This window comes from Micromonospora eburnea (assembly GCF_900090225.1).
Taxonomy (GTDB): Bacteria; Actinomycetota; Actinomycetes; order Mycobacteriales; family Micromonosporaceae; genus Micromonospora; species Micromonospora eburnea.
On sequence record NZ_FMHY01000002.1, the window covers coordinates 191,648 to 203,878 of the forward strand.

The 12,231-nt window shown below is 74.4% G+C and carries 15 protein-coding genes and 1 pseudogene; 8 read left to right on the plus strand and 8 right to left on the minus strand.

Annotated features, from left to right (window positions below; all coding sequences use genetic code 11):
- Window positions 1-6: 6 nt before the first annotated feature.
- The gene (locus GA0070604_RS01160; protein WP_091126826.1) at window positions 7-1,218 is read left to right on the plus strand and encodes a benzoate/H(+) symporter BenE family transporter; all 1,212 of its coding nucleotides are present in this window, start codon (window positions 7-9) and stop codon (window positions 1,216-1,218) included.
- A gap of 72 nt (window positions 1,219-1,290) precedes the next feature.
- Here the strand turns inward: GA0070604_RS01160 and GA0070604_RS01165 are convergent, their stop codons facing one another.
- From GA0070604_RS01165 to GA0070604_RS01185, 5 genes are all read right to left on the minus strand, one after another.
- The gene (locus tag GA0070604_RS01165; protein ID WP_141721201.1) at window positions 1,291-1,566 is read right to left on the minus strand and encodes a hypothetical protein; all 276 of its coding nucleotides are present in this window, start codon (window positions 1,564-1,566) and stop codon (window positions 1,291-1,293) included.
- Between the two features lie 96 nt (window positions 1,567-1,662).
- Window positions 1,663-2,022 carry a hypothetical protein gene (locus tag GA0070604_RS01170; RefSeq protein ID WP_091112692.1) on the minus strand — a complete coding sequence of 120 codons (360 nt, stop codon included), beginning with the start codon at window positions 2,020-2,022 and terminating at the stop codon, window positions 1,663-1,665.
- 30 nt (window positions 2,023-2,052) lie between these two features.
- Window positions 2,053-2,301 (minus strand): hypothetical protein, encoded by a 249-nt coding sequence (locus tag GA0070604_RS01175; RefSeq protein ID WP_091112696.1) that lies wholly within the window; start codon window positions 2,299-2,301, stop codon window positions 2,053-2,055.
- A gap of 80 nt (window positions 2,302-2,381) precedes the next feature.
- A complete protein-coding gene (gene mscL, locus GA0070604_RS01180; protein WP_091112700.1) occupies window positions 2,382-2,852 on the minus strand; it encodes a large conductance mechanosensitive channel protein MscL in 471 nt (156 codons plus the stop codon).
- A 36-nt stretch (window positions 2,853-2,888) separates the two neighbouring features.
- Window positions 2,889-3,572: a FadR/GntR family transcriptional regulator gene (locus GA0070604_RS01185; protein ID WP_091112704.1), complete on the minus strand. Its 684-nt coding sequence runs from the start codon at window positions 3,570-3,572 to the stop codon at window positions 2,889-2,891.
- 49 nt (window positions 3,573-3,621) lie between these two features.
- On the opposite strand from GA0070604_RS01185, the gene GA0070604_RS01190 reads away from it, so the two are divergent.
- A complete protein-coding gene (locus GA0070604_RS01190) occupies window positions 3,622-4,974 on the plus strand; it encodes an MFS transporter (protein ID WP_244161706.1) in 1,353 nt (450 codons plus the stop codon).
- Here GA0070604_RS01190 and GA0070604_RS01195 read toward each other — a convergent pair.
- Complete coding sequence (locus GA0070604_RS01195; RefSeq protein WP_091112708.1) at window positions 4,920-5,276, minus strand: anti-sigma factor antagonist; 357 nt, start codon at window positions 5,274-5,276, stop codon at window positions 4,920-4,922. The genes GA0070604_RS01190 and GA0070604_RS01195 overlap by 55 nt on opposite strands.
- 276 nt (window positions 5,277-5,552) lie before the next feature.
- On the opposite strand from GA0070604_RS01195, the pseudogene GA0070604_RS01200 reads away from it, so the two are divergent.
- Window positions 5,553-6,713: pseudogene (locus tag GA0070604_RS01200) on the plus strand (PP2C family protein-serine/threonine phosphatase); the annotation flags it as partial.
- A gap of 19 nt (window positions 6,714-6,732) precedes the next feature.
- Here the strand turns inward: GA0070604_RS01200 and GA0070604_RS01205 are convergent.
- Complete coding sequence (locus tag GA0070604_RS01205; RefSeq protein WP_091112711.1) at window positions 6,733-7,542, minus strand: helix-turn-helix domain-containing protein; 810 nt, start codon at window positions 7,540-7,542, stop codon at window positions 6,733-6,735.
- A 31-nt stretch (window positions 7,543-7,573) separates the two neighbouring features.
- On the opposite strand from GA0070604_RS01205, the gene GA0070604_RS01210 reads away from it, so the two are divergent.
- The 4 genes from GA0070604_RS01210 to GA0070604_RS01225 all read left to right on the plus strand — a co-directional run bounded on the left by GA0070604_RS01210 (window position 7,574) and on the right by GA0070604_RS01225 (window position 10,963).
- The gene (locus tag GA0070604_RS01210; RefSeq protein WP_091112715.1) at window positions 7,574-8,140 is read left to right on the plus strand and encodes a TIGR03086 family metal-binding protein; all 567 of its coding nucleotides are present in this window, start codon (window positions 7,574-7,576) and stop codon (window positions 8,138-8,140) included.
- A gap of 77 nt (window positions 8,141-8,217) precedes the next feature.
- Window positions 8,218-8,754 carry a PadR family transcriptional regulator gene (locus tag GA0070604_RS01215; protein WP_091112719.1) on the plus strand — a complete coding sequence of 179 codons (537 nt, stop codon included), beginning with the start codon at window positions 8,218-8,220 and terminating at the stop codon, window positions 8,752-8,754.
- On the plus strand, window positions 8,751-9,452 hold the full coding sequence (locus GA0070604_RS01220; protein ID WP_091112724.1) for an ABC transporter ATP-binding protein: 702 nt from the start codon (window positions 8,751-8,753) through the stop codon (window positions 9,450-9,452). The genes GA0070604_RS01215 and GA0070604_RS01220 overlap by 4 nt, the downstream gene beginning before the upstream one ends.
- Window positions 9,449-10,963, plus strand: a complete 1,515-nt coding sequence (locus GA0070604_RS01225) for an FtsX-like permease family protein (protein ID WP_091112727.1) — start codon at window positions 9,449-9,451, stop codon at window positions 10,961-10,963. Before GA0070604_RS01220 ends, GA0070604_RS01225 begins: the two co-directional genes overlap by 4 nt.
- Window positions 10,964-10,981: 18 nt before the next feature.
- Here the strand turns inward: GA0070604_RS01225 and GA0070604_RS32215 are convergent, their stop codons facing one another.
- Window positions 10,982-11,140, minus strand: coding sequence for a hypothetical protein (locus GA0070604_RS32215; protein WP_167363379.1), 159 nt, complete (start codon window positions 11,138-11,140; stop codon window positions 10,982-10,984).
- Between the two features lie 143 nt (window positions 11,141-11,283).
- On the opposite strand from GA0070604_RS32215, the gene GA0070604_RS01230 reads away from it, so the two are divergent.
- Window positions 11,284-12,228: a threonine ammonia-lyase gene (locus GA0070604_RS01230; RefSeq protein WP_091112731.1), complete on the plus strand. Its 945-nt coding sequence runs from the start codon at window positions 11,284-11,286 to the stop codon at window positions 12,226-12,228.
- Window positions 12,229-12,231: the final 3 nt, after the last annotated feature.

A 12,231-nucleotide genomic window follows, 5' to 3' on the forward strand; every position in this document is an offset into this window, starting at 1 on the left:
GACGGCGTGACCGGTCGGCTCCAACCCGTGCTGGCCGGGGTCGTGACCGCCCTCGTCGGCTTCGCCAGCTCGTTCACGGTCGTGCTCGCCGGGCTGCGTGCGGTCGGCGCCGACCAGGCACAGGCGGCCTCCGGCCTGCTGGCGCTCTGCGTCGCCACCGGCTGCTGCGCGGTCTGGCTGGGGCTGCGCCACCGGCTGCCGCTGGCGATCGCCTGGTCCACCCCGGGCGCGGCGCTGCTGGTCGCCACCGGCCCCGTACCCGGCGGCTGGCCGGCAGCCGTCGGCGCGTTCCTGCTCACCGGCCTGCTGATCGCCGCCGCCGGACTGGTCCCGGCGCTCGGCCGGGCGGTCGCCGCGATCCCCGGCCCGATCGCCAGCGCCATGCTCGCCGGGGTGCTGCTGCCACTGTGCACCGCGCCGGTCCGGGCCCTGGTCGAGGTGCCCCGGCTGGCCGGGCCGGTGGTGCTCGCCTGGCTGGTGCTGCACCGGTTCGCCCGCCGCTGGGCGGTGCCGGGCGCACTGGCCGCGGCGGCGGTGGCGATCGCGTTGACCACGTCCGGGCCGGTCCGGGCGCACCTCGCCCCGACCGTCGCGCTGACCGCGCCGACCTGGACGCTGTCCGCGGTGGTCGGGCTCGCGCTGCCGCTGTTCCTGGTCACCATGGCCGCGCAGAACGTGCCCGGGGCGGCCGTCCTCGCCGGCTACGGCTACCGGGCCCCGCTGGGCTCCGCGCTCCGGGTGACCGGGCTCGCCACCGCGCTCGGCGCCCCGGCCGGCGGGCACGCGGTGAACCTGGCCGCGATCACCGCGGCCCTCGCCGCCGGCCCGGACGCCCACCCCGACCCGGACCGGCGCTGGATCGCCTCGGTGACCGCCGGGATCGGCCTGGCGCTGCTCGGGCTGGGCGCCGGCGTGGCGACCGCACTGGTGCTGCTCTCGCCGCCGGTCCTGGTCGAGGCGGTGGCCGGGCTCGCGCTGCTCGGCGCGCTGGCCGGCGCGGTCTCCGCAGCCGTCGCCGAGCCGGACGCCCGCGAAGCGGCGGTGGTCACCTTCGTGGTCACCGCCTCCGGGGTGAGCCTGCTCGGGGTGGGCGGCGCGTTCTGGGGTCTCGTGGCCGGCTGGTTGATGCTGCTGCTATTCCGCCGCCGCCCCGCCGCTCCGGCCACCACGCTCCCGGCGACGGAGACCGAGCGTGATCTGGCCGGATCCCGCCACTGATCCACTCGTGCTGCGGCAGGTCGCGGCCCTTCGGGTGCGCCGAGATGCCGCAACCCGGGTCGAGCGTCATGCTCAGGCGGTGCCCCCCGCCTCCACGCCGATCTCCATGAGCCGCAGGCGTACGCCGGAGACGTTCTGTTCGATCATCCGCTTCAGGGCCCGGGCGTCGTCGAGCGTGTCGAGGACGACCAGCGCGTGGGTGAGGCCGGGATCGTCGCCGTCTGTGCCCCACCAGCCCCGGACAAAGCCCGGGCTCTGCCGGGTCACCTCGGCCATGTGCGCGAACTGGGCGGCCCGTGCCGCCGGGTCGGCGGCCGTGCCGCCCTGCTCCCCGATCACCATCCACATGGCCTCCACCATAGGCAGCCCCCGCCGTCGCCGCCTGCCCTGGAGACTTACCGGTCCCGCCGGACGGGAGCTCGCCAAGATCTGAACGCGGCCGGCTCACTCCTCCTCGGGTAGCTGTGCGGCGGGGACGTCGAGGCGTACCTCGGCGTCGGTGACGGTGGCGATCCGGTCGGCCAGCACGTAGACCGCGCCGGTGTGGGCCAGTTCTGTGGAGACCTTCAGGTAGCCGCTGCGCAGCAGCCGGGCGGCCAGATCGGCGGGGACGTCCGGTTCCTCGACCGCCGCCGACTCGATCAACTCGTCCAGGCTGCCGCCCGGGTCGACTCCGGCGGGCGCCTGCACGGTCACCGCGTTCGGGTCGCCGCGCTGGACGAGATCCACGGTGCCGACCTCGACGCCGGTCGAGTCGACCACTCGCATGCCGGTGGTGACCCGGGAAATGACCTGCTGGCTCATGCAGTCAGCGGTTCCCGGAGCGCCCCGGCGCTAAACGGGCGGGGTCCAGCCGCTCGGCGGGCGGGGGGAGAGCTCGCGCCAGGTGTCCGGCCCCTCCATCAGCGCCCGGACCGTGTCCTCCGCCTCCTCCACGCTGTCGTACTCGTAGAACCGGGAGACCCCCTCGGCGCCGCCGGCGCGCTGCTCGACGTGCCAGCGGTCGCCGTCCACGCGCAGGAAGACGTCCCGCCGGGCCAGCCGCCCCCATTTCCCGTTCCACCAGTGCCTGCGCTGCTCCATGACCCGGACTCTATCGAACACGTGTTCGACACGAGTCGGCCCCCGTGGGATTCCCAACGGGGGCCGGTGCGGGCGGTACGTCAGCGCGCGGCGGGCGGCTCCTGCCGGTGGCCCAGTACGTCGTCCAGCGCGCCCCGCTGGGCCGGCGTCGCCTGGTGGCCGGCGAGCAGCGCGTCCCGGATCTCGGTGAGCAGCCTGATCTCCTCGCTCGGGGCCTTCGGCGGCGGCTCCTCGCCGCGCCGCCGCCGCTCGGCGAGCTTGTTCATCGGAAACACCACGAGGAAGTAGAGCGCCGCCGCGGTGAGCAGAAAGGTGATCACCGCGTTGACGAAGGCCACCCAGTCGAACGGGATGCTCCGGAACGTGGGGGTCGACCCGGTGATCCCGTTCTTGCTCCCGGTGATCAACGCGATGAACACCCGCACCAGTGGTTCCAGGAACGATTTGGTCAGCTGGGTGACCACGCCGGTGAAGGCGGCGCCGATGACGACACCGACCGCCAGGTCGATGACGTTGCCGCGCATGATGAAGTCTTTGAAGCCCTTGAGCATCCGCTCTCCCGTGCTGTCCGAATCGTCCGGGGCAACCTATGCCCCGGAGGGGGGCTCCAGGAAAGCACCGGCCTCGATGGCCGCCCGCGCCGGGTCGCCGTCCCGGATCGCGTCGACCAGCCGGCCGTGGTCGACGTACCGCTCGGGCTCCAGCGCGTCGCCCATCGCCTGCGCGACGGTGCTGCGCAGTGCGGCGCCGACCGACGCGTACAGCTCGGCCAGCATGCCGTTGTGGGCGGCGGCCACGACCGCGCTGTGCAGCGCGGCGTCCGCCTCGACGAACTCGTCCACCCGGCCGGACCGCCAGGCGGCCTCCCGGGTGGCGAGCGCGGTGTCGAGCGCCGCCAGGTCCGCCGGGGTACGCCGCAGCGCGGCGAGCCGGGCCGCCTCCACCTCGAAGGCGCGGCGGACCTCGACCACCTCGGCCATTCGGTCGTCGGTGAGCCGGCGGGCCACTACCGGGGCCAGCTCGTCGGTCGACACCACGTACGTCCCGGAGCCCTGGCGGCACTCCAGCACCCCGGCGTGCACCAGTGCGCGGACCGCCTCCCGGACCGTGTTGCGCCCGACGCCGAGCGCGGCGACGAGCTGCGGCTCGGTGGGGATGCGCCCGCCCACCGGCCACTCACCACCGAGGATCCGGGCCCGGAGCTGTTCGATCGTCTGGCGTACCCGGTGGCCGCGCGGGGGCACGGCGACGGAGTCGAGGGCACGTGTCACGGGTTACAACTCCTCCCGAAATTCATCCCATGATTGTAGGTTGGAGGTCATGACTCCGCCAACCAGCAGCACCGACGCGCCCGGCGCCGACGGGACGACCCTGACCGTGGCGCCCGGCCCGGCCCCGGCGGTGGCCGCGCCCACGCGTCCGGCCGCCGGCGGCGTGCTGGTGCTGCTCGGCATGCTGCTGGTCGCGCTCAACCTGCGCATGGCGGTGACCAGTCTGGGTGCCCTGCTCGACGAGATCCGCAACGGGCTGGGCCTCTCCGGCACCATGGCCGGGCTCGTCACCACCCTGCCCACCATCGCCTTCGCCGGGCTCGGCGCGCTCACCCCGTGGCTGGTCCGCCGCTGGCCGGCCGCCCGGGTGCTGGTGCTCGCCATGCTGGCCCTGACCGCCGGGCAGTTGCTCCGGGTGATCACCGACTCGGCGGCGGTCTTCGTACTCACCAGCGCGCTCGCCCTCTCCGGCATCGCGATCGCGAACATCCTGCTGCCGATGCTGGTCAAGCAGTACTTCCCGCACCGCACCGGGCTGGTCACCGGGGCGTACACGATGTCGCTGACCCTGGGCACGACGGTGGCCGCGGCCTCGGCGGTGCCGGTGGCGCACGCCTTCGGCTCCTGGCGGGCCGGGCTCGGCGTCTGGGCCGGGCTGGCCGCCGTGGCCGTACTCCCCTGGGTGCCGCTGGCGCTGCGCGCCCAGGCGACGCGGCGGACGGCGAGCCCGGCGGCGGTCGCCGCGGCCCCCGCCCGGGTACGGCCAGCGCGCACCCGGCTCGGCTGGGCCATGGCCGTCTACTTCGGGGCGCAGTCGCTCAGCGGGTACGCGATCATGGGCTGGCTGGCCCAGCTCTTCCGGGACGCGGGGTACGCGCCCGAGGCCGCCGGGCTGCTGCTCGCCGGGGTGACCGCGCTCGGCGTGCCGGTGGCGCTGCTGATGCCGGCCCTGGCCGGCCGACTGGGGACGCTGCGCCCGCTGGTCCTCTCGCTGACCGCCTTCTCCACCGCCGCGTACCTCGGTCTGGCGGTCGCGCCGCACGGCCTCGCGCTGCTCTGGGTGCTGCTGCTGGCCCTCGGCCAGGGCGCGTTCCCGCTGATCCTGACCACCATCGGGCTGCGGGCCCGGACCGCCGAGGGCACGGTCGCGCTGTCGGCCTTCGCGCAGAGCACCGGGTATCTGATCGCGGCGCTCGGTCCGCTGCTGGTCGGCATCCTCTACGAGACGACCGGGGGCTGGACCGCGCCGATCGGCTTCCTGCTGGCGGCTCTCGGCGTGCAGACGGCGGCGGGCCTGGTGATCGCCCGTCCCCGCTACATCGAGGACGAGCAGTTGACCGGCGACGGTCAGGAGGAGGCCGGCGTGGGATCGCCCGCGACCGCCTGCTCGACGGTCGGATAGGTGTGCAGCACCTCGACGAGGCCGCTGACCTCCAGGATGCGCAGCACACCGCGCTGCGGGGCGCCCAGCCGGACCACACCGCCGGTGTCGTCGCAGCTGTTCTTGGCCCGGACGAACACCGACAGCCCGGTCGAGTCACAGAACGACAGCTCCGCCAGGTCGAAGACGAGACGGTTGCGCCCCTTGTCCAACAGGTCCGTGATCTGGTCCTGAAGCTGCGGTGCCGTGGCCATGTCCAGCTCGCCCGCGACCGACACGACGACGACGTCGCCGCGCTGTTCCGTGTGCACCGTCAGGGACATTCGCCGACCTCCCGTGTTCGGTGGAACGGTATCCCACAAAGCGGGTGATACGCAGAACGGGACCGGCAGCGACGCCACGATCATTTCTTTGTCATGAGGCAAGGAGTGCGGCCCGCTCCGGTGATAGAGTCCGCCCCGGCCGAAGTTCAGGGAGGTCACCATGGCGGGCGAACAGCGGGACCTGATCGGCCGCCCCGGCCTCACCAGGCCCGGTCGGGGCAGCACCGGCACGGTGACCCTCTCCTCGGGCGGAGCGTGACGGTGGAGGACGGCACGGCCCAGCGGCGGGCCGAATTGCTCGCCGAGCGACTGGCCGCGCTGGCCGACGCCACCGTGCGGATGCACGCCACGCCGAACTTCGTCCGGCTGCTGGAATCGGCTGCGGCCGGTGCGGCGCGGATCTTCAAGAGCCCAGCGGCGGTGGCCGCCGAGACCTCCGACGGACAGCACCTGGCCGGGGTGGTCGCCGGGCCGGACGCGACGCCCGCGGTGGTGCCCTGGACGGTGGACGACAGGGGAGCGTCGATCGGCACCACGGTCCGGGTGGACGGACCGAGCAACTGGGACCTGGTCGGCTGGCCGGCCGGGGACACCGTCACGGTGGCCGCCGCCCGGCTGCGCGAGGACCGGCCCCCGCTCTACGTGGCGGTGCCCACCGCCACCCAGACCGTCCGGACGCCGGTGCTGGTGCAGCTCGCCCAGGCCATCGCCTCGGCGGTCGAGGCCCAGCGCTCCTTCGACGAGGAGCACCGGATCGCGGTGACCCTCCAGCGCAGCCTGCTGCCCCGCCGGCTGCCCGAGATCGCCGGTCTCGACCTGGCCGTCCGGTACGAGCCGGCGAGCGCCCGGACCGAGGTGGGCGGCGACTTCTACGAGCTGGTGATGCTCGACGGCCAGCTGCTGATGGCGATCGGCGACGTGGCCGGGCACTCGTTGCACGCCGCCACCGTGATGGCCGAGCTGCGGCACGCGGTGCGGGCGTATGCGGTCGAGGGGCATCCGCCGGGGGTGATCCTGGAGCGGGTCAACGAGCTGATGCGCGTCCTGCTGCCGAACGAGCTGGCCACGATCTGTGTGCTGCTGCTCGACCCGGGCAGTGGGCAGATCCGGCTGGCCAGCGCGGGGCACCTGCCGGCGCTGGTCAGCGACGCGGGGCGGGTGCGGTTCGTGCCACAGAGCGCCCCGCTGCTCGGGGTCCGCGCGCTCCGCCCGCCGGACCTGGAGTTCGTGCTGCCGGCCGGGGCGACGCTGGTCCTCTACACCGACGGCCTGATCGAGCGCCGGGACGCCACCATCGACGAGGGGATCGCGGCGTTGGGCGCGATCGCCGTGCGGGTGGACGACGACCTCGACCGGTTCTGCCAGCGGCTGCTGGTCGAGCTGGCGCCGCCGGAGAACAGCGACGACGTGGCGGTGGTCGCCGTCCGCCGCCGCTGATCCGGGTCGGCGGCGGCCGTCACCCGCCGCCCGGACCGGCGAGCGAGCGGGCGTACGCCGCGGGGGAGACCCCGGCGACCGCGGTGAACTCGCGGACCAGGTGCGCCTGGTCGGCGTACCCGAGATCGGCGGCGACCCGCGACCAGTCCACCGGCCCGACGGCGGCCTGCTCGATGGCCTCCTGGAGCCGGTACCGCCGGATCACCCACTTCGGGCTGACCCCGACGTGGTCCAGGAAGAGCCGCTGGAGTCGCCGGGTCGAGACGGCGTGCCGCCGGGCGAAGTCGTCCACCCGCAGGATGCTCCGGTCGACGCGGATCTCCTCGACCAGCGCGGTGGCCTCGGCGGCGACCGGGTCCGGCACCGGTCCCCAGGCGGTGAGCAGGTCGTCCAGCCGGCGGCACCGCTCGTCGTCCGTGCCGGCGCAGTGTTCACCCTCGACCGGCGGCCCGACCTGGGCGAGTGGCCGACGCAGCCCGGTCAGCTCGCGGACCGGCCGACGCCAGAAGGGCCGGAAGCCGCCGGGGCGGAACTGGATGCCGCTGGCCCGGCCGGTGCCGTGCAGCGTGACGGTGAACAGCTCGATGCCCACCCCGGCGACCTGCCCGATCTCCGGGCCGCCGGCCTGGGCCTGGAACACCACGTTGACCGCGGGGTGCGGTACGACGTGCTGGTCGAAGGGCTCGGTCAGCGCCCAGTCGACCAGCCAGTAGTGCTCGACGTACGGGCGCAGCGCCGGGGCGGGCAGCCGGCGGCGGAAGCGGACCTGCCGCCGCAGCCGGCCGGGGTCGAGGATGCCCCGGCTGTCCTGCCGCGGTTCGTGTCGCATTTCTTCAAGCCTGCCCTCATACGCTGGCCCTATGACCACGAAGACTAGTGAGCTGCTGGCCGTCGCCGCGCCCGGAACGGTGGCGGTGGTCCAGGGCATCTCCGACGATCAGCTCGACCTGCCCACCCCGTGCCCCGAGTACACCGTGCGCGGCCTGCTCAACCACCTGTTCGACGTGGTGGTCAACTTCCAGGCGCTGGCCCGCCGGGGAGAGGCCGACTGGTCGGGCAAGACCGACCACGTGACCGAGGGCTGGCGGGACCGGTTCGCCGCGGAGGCCGTACGCCTGGTTGAGGCGTGGTCGGACCCGGCGGCGCTGGAGGGCGTCTCGCCCGGCATGGGGTTGCCGCAGGAGACGGTCGGCGACATGGCCCTCATCGACCTCACCGTGCACGGCTGGGACCTGGCCCGCGCGACCGCGCAGCGGATCGAGGTCGAACCGGTGGTGCTCGCGGCGGGACACGCCTTCATGGACCGGATGGGGGAGACCGGCCAGCGGATGGGCGCCTTCGGCGAACCGGTGCCCACCGCCTCGGACGCCGCTGACCTGGACCGTCTGCTCGGTCGGACCGGCCGAGATCCGGCCTGGACGCCCTGACAACCCCCGGCCCGCGTGGCACCACGCCGCGCGGGCCGTTCTTGACATCACTATTCGCTGAATGAATAGTGGCCCCTGTGTCCACACAGCACGTCCTGCTCGGGCTGCTCGCCGGCGGTGCCCGGCACGGCTACGAGCTGAAGCGCGCCCATGACGAGCGGCTGCCCCGGGCCCGCCCGCTCGCCTTCGGGCAGGTCTACGCGACCCTCGCCCGGCTCCAGCGAGACGGCCTGGTGGTGCCCGCCGGGCAGGAGCGCGAGGGCGGCCCCGACCGCACGGCGTACGCGCTGACCGGCGAGGGCCGGGCCGCGCTGGACCGGTGGCTCGGCACCGTCGAGCCGCCCATGCCCCACGTGGCGAGCACCCTCTTCGCCAAGGTGGTGGTCGCGCTGCTGGTCGCCGACGCCGACCGGGCCCGGTCCTACCTCATCGCCCAGCGCCGGGCGCACACCGAACGGCTCCGCGAACTGACCGCGGTGAAGGCCGCCCCCTCGGCCAGCCTGGACGACGTGATCGCGGCCGACTACGCGATCAACCATCTCGACGCCGACCTGCGGTGGCTGCACACCACCCTGGATCGGGTCGCCGACTGGCACCGGGAGGTGCACTCGTGACGTACCTGGAAGCTCGTGGCGTGGTCAAGGCGTACGGCCGGACACCCGCGCTGCGTGGCGTGACGCTCGACGTGGCCGAAGGGGAGGTCGTCGCCGTCACCGGGCCGAGCGGTTGCGGCAAGTCGACCCTGCTGCACTGCCTCGCCGGCATCCTGCGCCCCGACGCCGGGCAGGTCACCTGGCGAGGTGAGCAGATCGACACCTGGTCCGAGGCGGCCCGATCCCGGTTGCGCCGTACCGACTTCGGGGTGCTCTTCCAGTTCGGTCAGCTCGTCGCCGAGCTGACCGCAGCGGAGAACGTCGCCCTTCCGCTGTTGCTCGCCGGCACGGGGCGGCGAGAGGCGCGGACGGCGGCGCTGGCCTGGCTGGAGCGGCTGGGCGTGGCCGAGGTCGCCGACGTCCGGCCGGGCGAGATGTCCGGCGGGCAGCAGCAGCGCTGCGCCACCGCCCGGGCGTTGGTCACCGAGCCCCGGGTGCTCTTCGCCGACGAGCCGACCGGCGCACTGGACACGCTCACCGGCGAGCAGGTGCTCACCCAACTGGTCCGGCTCGCCCGCGAGCAGCACACCACCGTCGTGCTGATCACCCACGAGCCGCGCATCGCCGCGTACGCCGACCGCGAGGTGACCCTGCGGGACGGGATCGTGGACCACTCGGGTCTGGGGCTCGACGCGCCACTGCCGGGCGGCCAGCGGTGAGGCCCGGCGCCCTCCTCCGGCTCGCCCTGGCCGGCACCCGGACCGACCTGGCCCGGGTGGCGCTGACCGCACTGAGCGCCGCCCTCGCGACCCTCGCCGGCCTGGCCGCGCTGACCGTGCTGGCCATCCGCAAGCCGCCCGGGGACGCGTACACCGAGTCGGAGCAGTACGCCAACGCCCTGCTGCGGGAGCCGGGGCTGCGCGGCGGCACGGCGTTCGCCCTGCTGCTGCTGGCCATCCCGGTGCTGGCGTTGGCCGGGCAGTGCGCCCGGCTCGGTGCCCCGGCCCGGGACCGCCGGCTCGCCGCGCTCCGGCTGGCCGGGGCCACCCCCGGCCAGGTCACCGGGGTCGCCATGGTGGAGACCGGGCTGGCGACCCTGCTCGGCACGCTGGCCGGCCTGGCGCTCTATCTGGCCGGCCACCGGTTGCTGGACCGGCCGGACGAGCGCGGTCAGCTACCCCTGCCCACCGACGTGTATCCGTCGACCGTCGGGGCGGCGGTGCTGGTGCTCGGGCTGCCGGTGGTCGCCGCGCTGATCACCGCGCTGATGCTCCGCCGGGTGGCGACCACCCCGTTCGGCGTGGTCCGGAAGGTGCGGACCCGGGGCCCCTGGCCCTGGCCCGGCCTGCTGATCATTCTGGGGCTGGCCGCCTTCGCCGTCCTCCGGCCGATGTCGATCTGGTACACCCGCCAGTACGGCAATCCACCGACCTGGCTGCCGCCGGTGCTGCTGGTCGGCGGCGGGCTGGTCGCCATGGTCGGCGTGGTCACCGGCACCGGCTGGATCTCCCACACCGCCGGTCGGCTGCTGCACCGGTACGCCCGGCGGCCCGCCGCCCTGCTGGCGGCGCGCCGGCTGATGGCCGATCCGTGGGCGGGCAGCCGGACCTTCGCCGCGCTTCTCGCCGCGCTCATCTTCGGGGCCGGGGCCGCCGGGTTCCGCGCCTACTTCCTGGCGAACGTGGAGGTCGGCCGCCGGAGCAGCGACATCGTGTCCACTCAGAACGACTTCTATCTCGGCACCATGGATCTGGTCGACCTGGCGGTGGCGGTGGCGCTCACGATCGCGGCGGGTGGGTTGCTGGTCGCCCTGGCGGAGGGGATCATCGCCCGCCGCCGCCAGTACGCGGCGCTGGTCGCGGCCGGGGTGCCGCGCGGCACGCTCGGGCGGTCCATTCTCTGGCAGTCGCTCGCGCCGGCGGTGCCGGCGATCGCCATCGCACTGACCACCGGCCTCCTGCTCGCCCGGGGCCTGCTCGGCTCGCCGAGCAGTGGCATCATCTCCCGGCAGATCTGTGACGCGGATGAGGCCATCTGTGCCGACCCGGCGACGGCCGCCCCGTACCTCCGCGTCGAGTCGACGCCGGAGATAACCGTGGCTCCAGGCGTACCGGTGGAGCAGCTGGCGTGGCTCGCGGGCGGTGCCCTGGTCGCGGTGCTGGCGATCGTCGGCGTCGGCCTGCTCTTCCTGCGGTCCAGCACGGCGGTGGAGGAGCTGCGGACGACCTGACGTGACGCGACGGCGGGCTCAGCGGCCGCCGAAGAGGCCGACGGACCAGGAGACCACCAGGCCGATCACCGCCGAGCAGCAGCAGACGAGCAGGGCGGCGGCGACCACCCCGAGGATCACCCAGGTCGGCCCGCGTCGGCCCGCCCCTGTCGGCTCTCCCTCCTCCGCCTCGCTCACCCGGGCAGTCTAGGCGTGCGGAGGGGGATTCCACTCGATCGCGCGGCGGTGGCCGCCATGCCACGGAGATGAGCGTGTTTCCAGGATCGAGGGGCGATCTTGGCGGACGGCGGGACGGCGGAACGGCGGGCAGGATGGGGGGGATGGAGCTGATCTCGATCGAGGACGTCCGAGCCGCCGCCGCCGATGTCGCCGCAACGGTGGTGCGTACCCCGCTGTTGCCGATGCCCTGGGACGACGGCCTGTGGGTCAAGCCGGAGAGCCTGCAACCGGTCGGGTCGTTCAAGCTGCGCGGGGCGACCCACGCGGTGGCCCGGCTCGACCCGGCCGTCCGGTCCCGGGGCGTGGTGACCCACTCGTCGGGCAACCATGGGCAGGCCCTCGCGTACGCGGCGCGGGCCGCCGGAGTCCCGTGTACGGTGGTCGTCCCAGAGGGGGCGCCGCAGGTCAAGGTGGACCGGATCCGGGCGCTCGGCGCCGAGGTGGTGCTGGTCCCGCCGGCCCGCCGGCTGCCCGAGGCGGAGCGGGTCGCCGCCGAGACAGGTGCCACCCTGGTGCCGCCCTTCGACGACCCGCGGATCATCGCCGGGCAGGGCACCATCGGGCTGGAGATCGTGGCGGACCTGCCCGACGTCGACGTGGTGCTGGTGCCGGTGGGCGGCGGTGGGCTCTCCTCGGGGGTCGCCACGGCGGTGAAGGCGCTGCACCCGTCGGCCGTCGTGATCGGGGTGGAGCCGGCGCTGGCCGCCGACGCCCGCGACTCGCTCGCCGCCGGTGAGGTGGTGGTCTGGGACGTCGAGCGGACCTACCGGACCAGCGCCGACGGGCTGCGTACCAACCTGTCCGCGTTGACCCTGGCCCACCTGCGGGAACGCCTCGACGGCATTGTCACGGTGACCGAGGAGGAGATCAGGGCGGCGATGGGCCGGCTGGCCCGCGAGGCCCGACTGGTGGTCGAGCCGAGCGGCGCCGTGGCGGTCGCGGCCCGCCTGTTCCGCCGGGACGAGCTGCCGTCGGGGCGTACCGTCGCGGTGGTCACCGGCGGCAACCTCGACCCGGCGGCGCTGGCGTCGGTGCTCGCCGACTGAGTG

What these genes read in the sequence shown, in the direction of transcription:
- GA0070604_RS01190 (WP_244161706.1), top strand. Translation starts at nt 3,622, where the DNA reads ATGACTCCGCCAACCAGCAGCACCGACGCGCCCGGCGCCGACGGGACG.
- GA0070604_RS01205 (WP_091112711.1), bottom strand. Translation starts at nt 7,542, where the DNA reads ATGCGACACGAACCGCGGCAGGACAGCCGGGGCATCCTCGACCCCGGC.
- GA0070604_RS01170 (WP_091112692.1), bottom strand. Translation starts at nt 2,022, where the DNA reads ATGAGCCAGCAGGTCATTTCCCGGGTCACCACCGGCATGCGAGTGGTC.
- GA0070604_RS01195 (WP_091112708.1), bottom strand. Translation starts at nt 5,276, where the DNA reads ATGTCCCTGACGGTGCACACGGAACAGCGCGGCGACGTCGTCGTCGTG.
- GA0070604_RS01230 (WP_091112731.1), top strand. Translation starts at nt 11,284, where the DNA reads ATGGAGCTGATCTCGATCGAGGACGTCCGAGCCGCCGCCGCCGATGTC.
- mscL (WP_091112700.1), bottom strand. Translation starts at nt 2,852, where the DNA reads ATGCTCAAGGGCTTCAAAGACTTCATCATGCGCGGCAACGTCATCGAC.
- GA0070604_RS01210 (WP_091112715.1), top strand. Translation starts at nt 7,574, where the DNA reads ATGACCACGAAGACTAGTGAGCTGCTGGCCGTCGCCGCGCCCGGAACG.
- GA0070604_RS01165 (WP_141721201.1), bottom strand. Translation starts at nt 1,566, where the DNA reads ATGTGGATGGTGATCGGGGAGCAGGGCGGCACGGCCGCCGACCCGGCG.
- GA0070604_RS01175 (WP_091112696.1), bottom strand. Translation starts at nt 2,301, where the DNA reads ATGGAGCAGCGCAGGCACTGGTGGAACGGGAAATGGGGGCGGCTGGCC.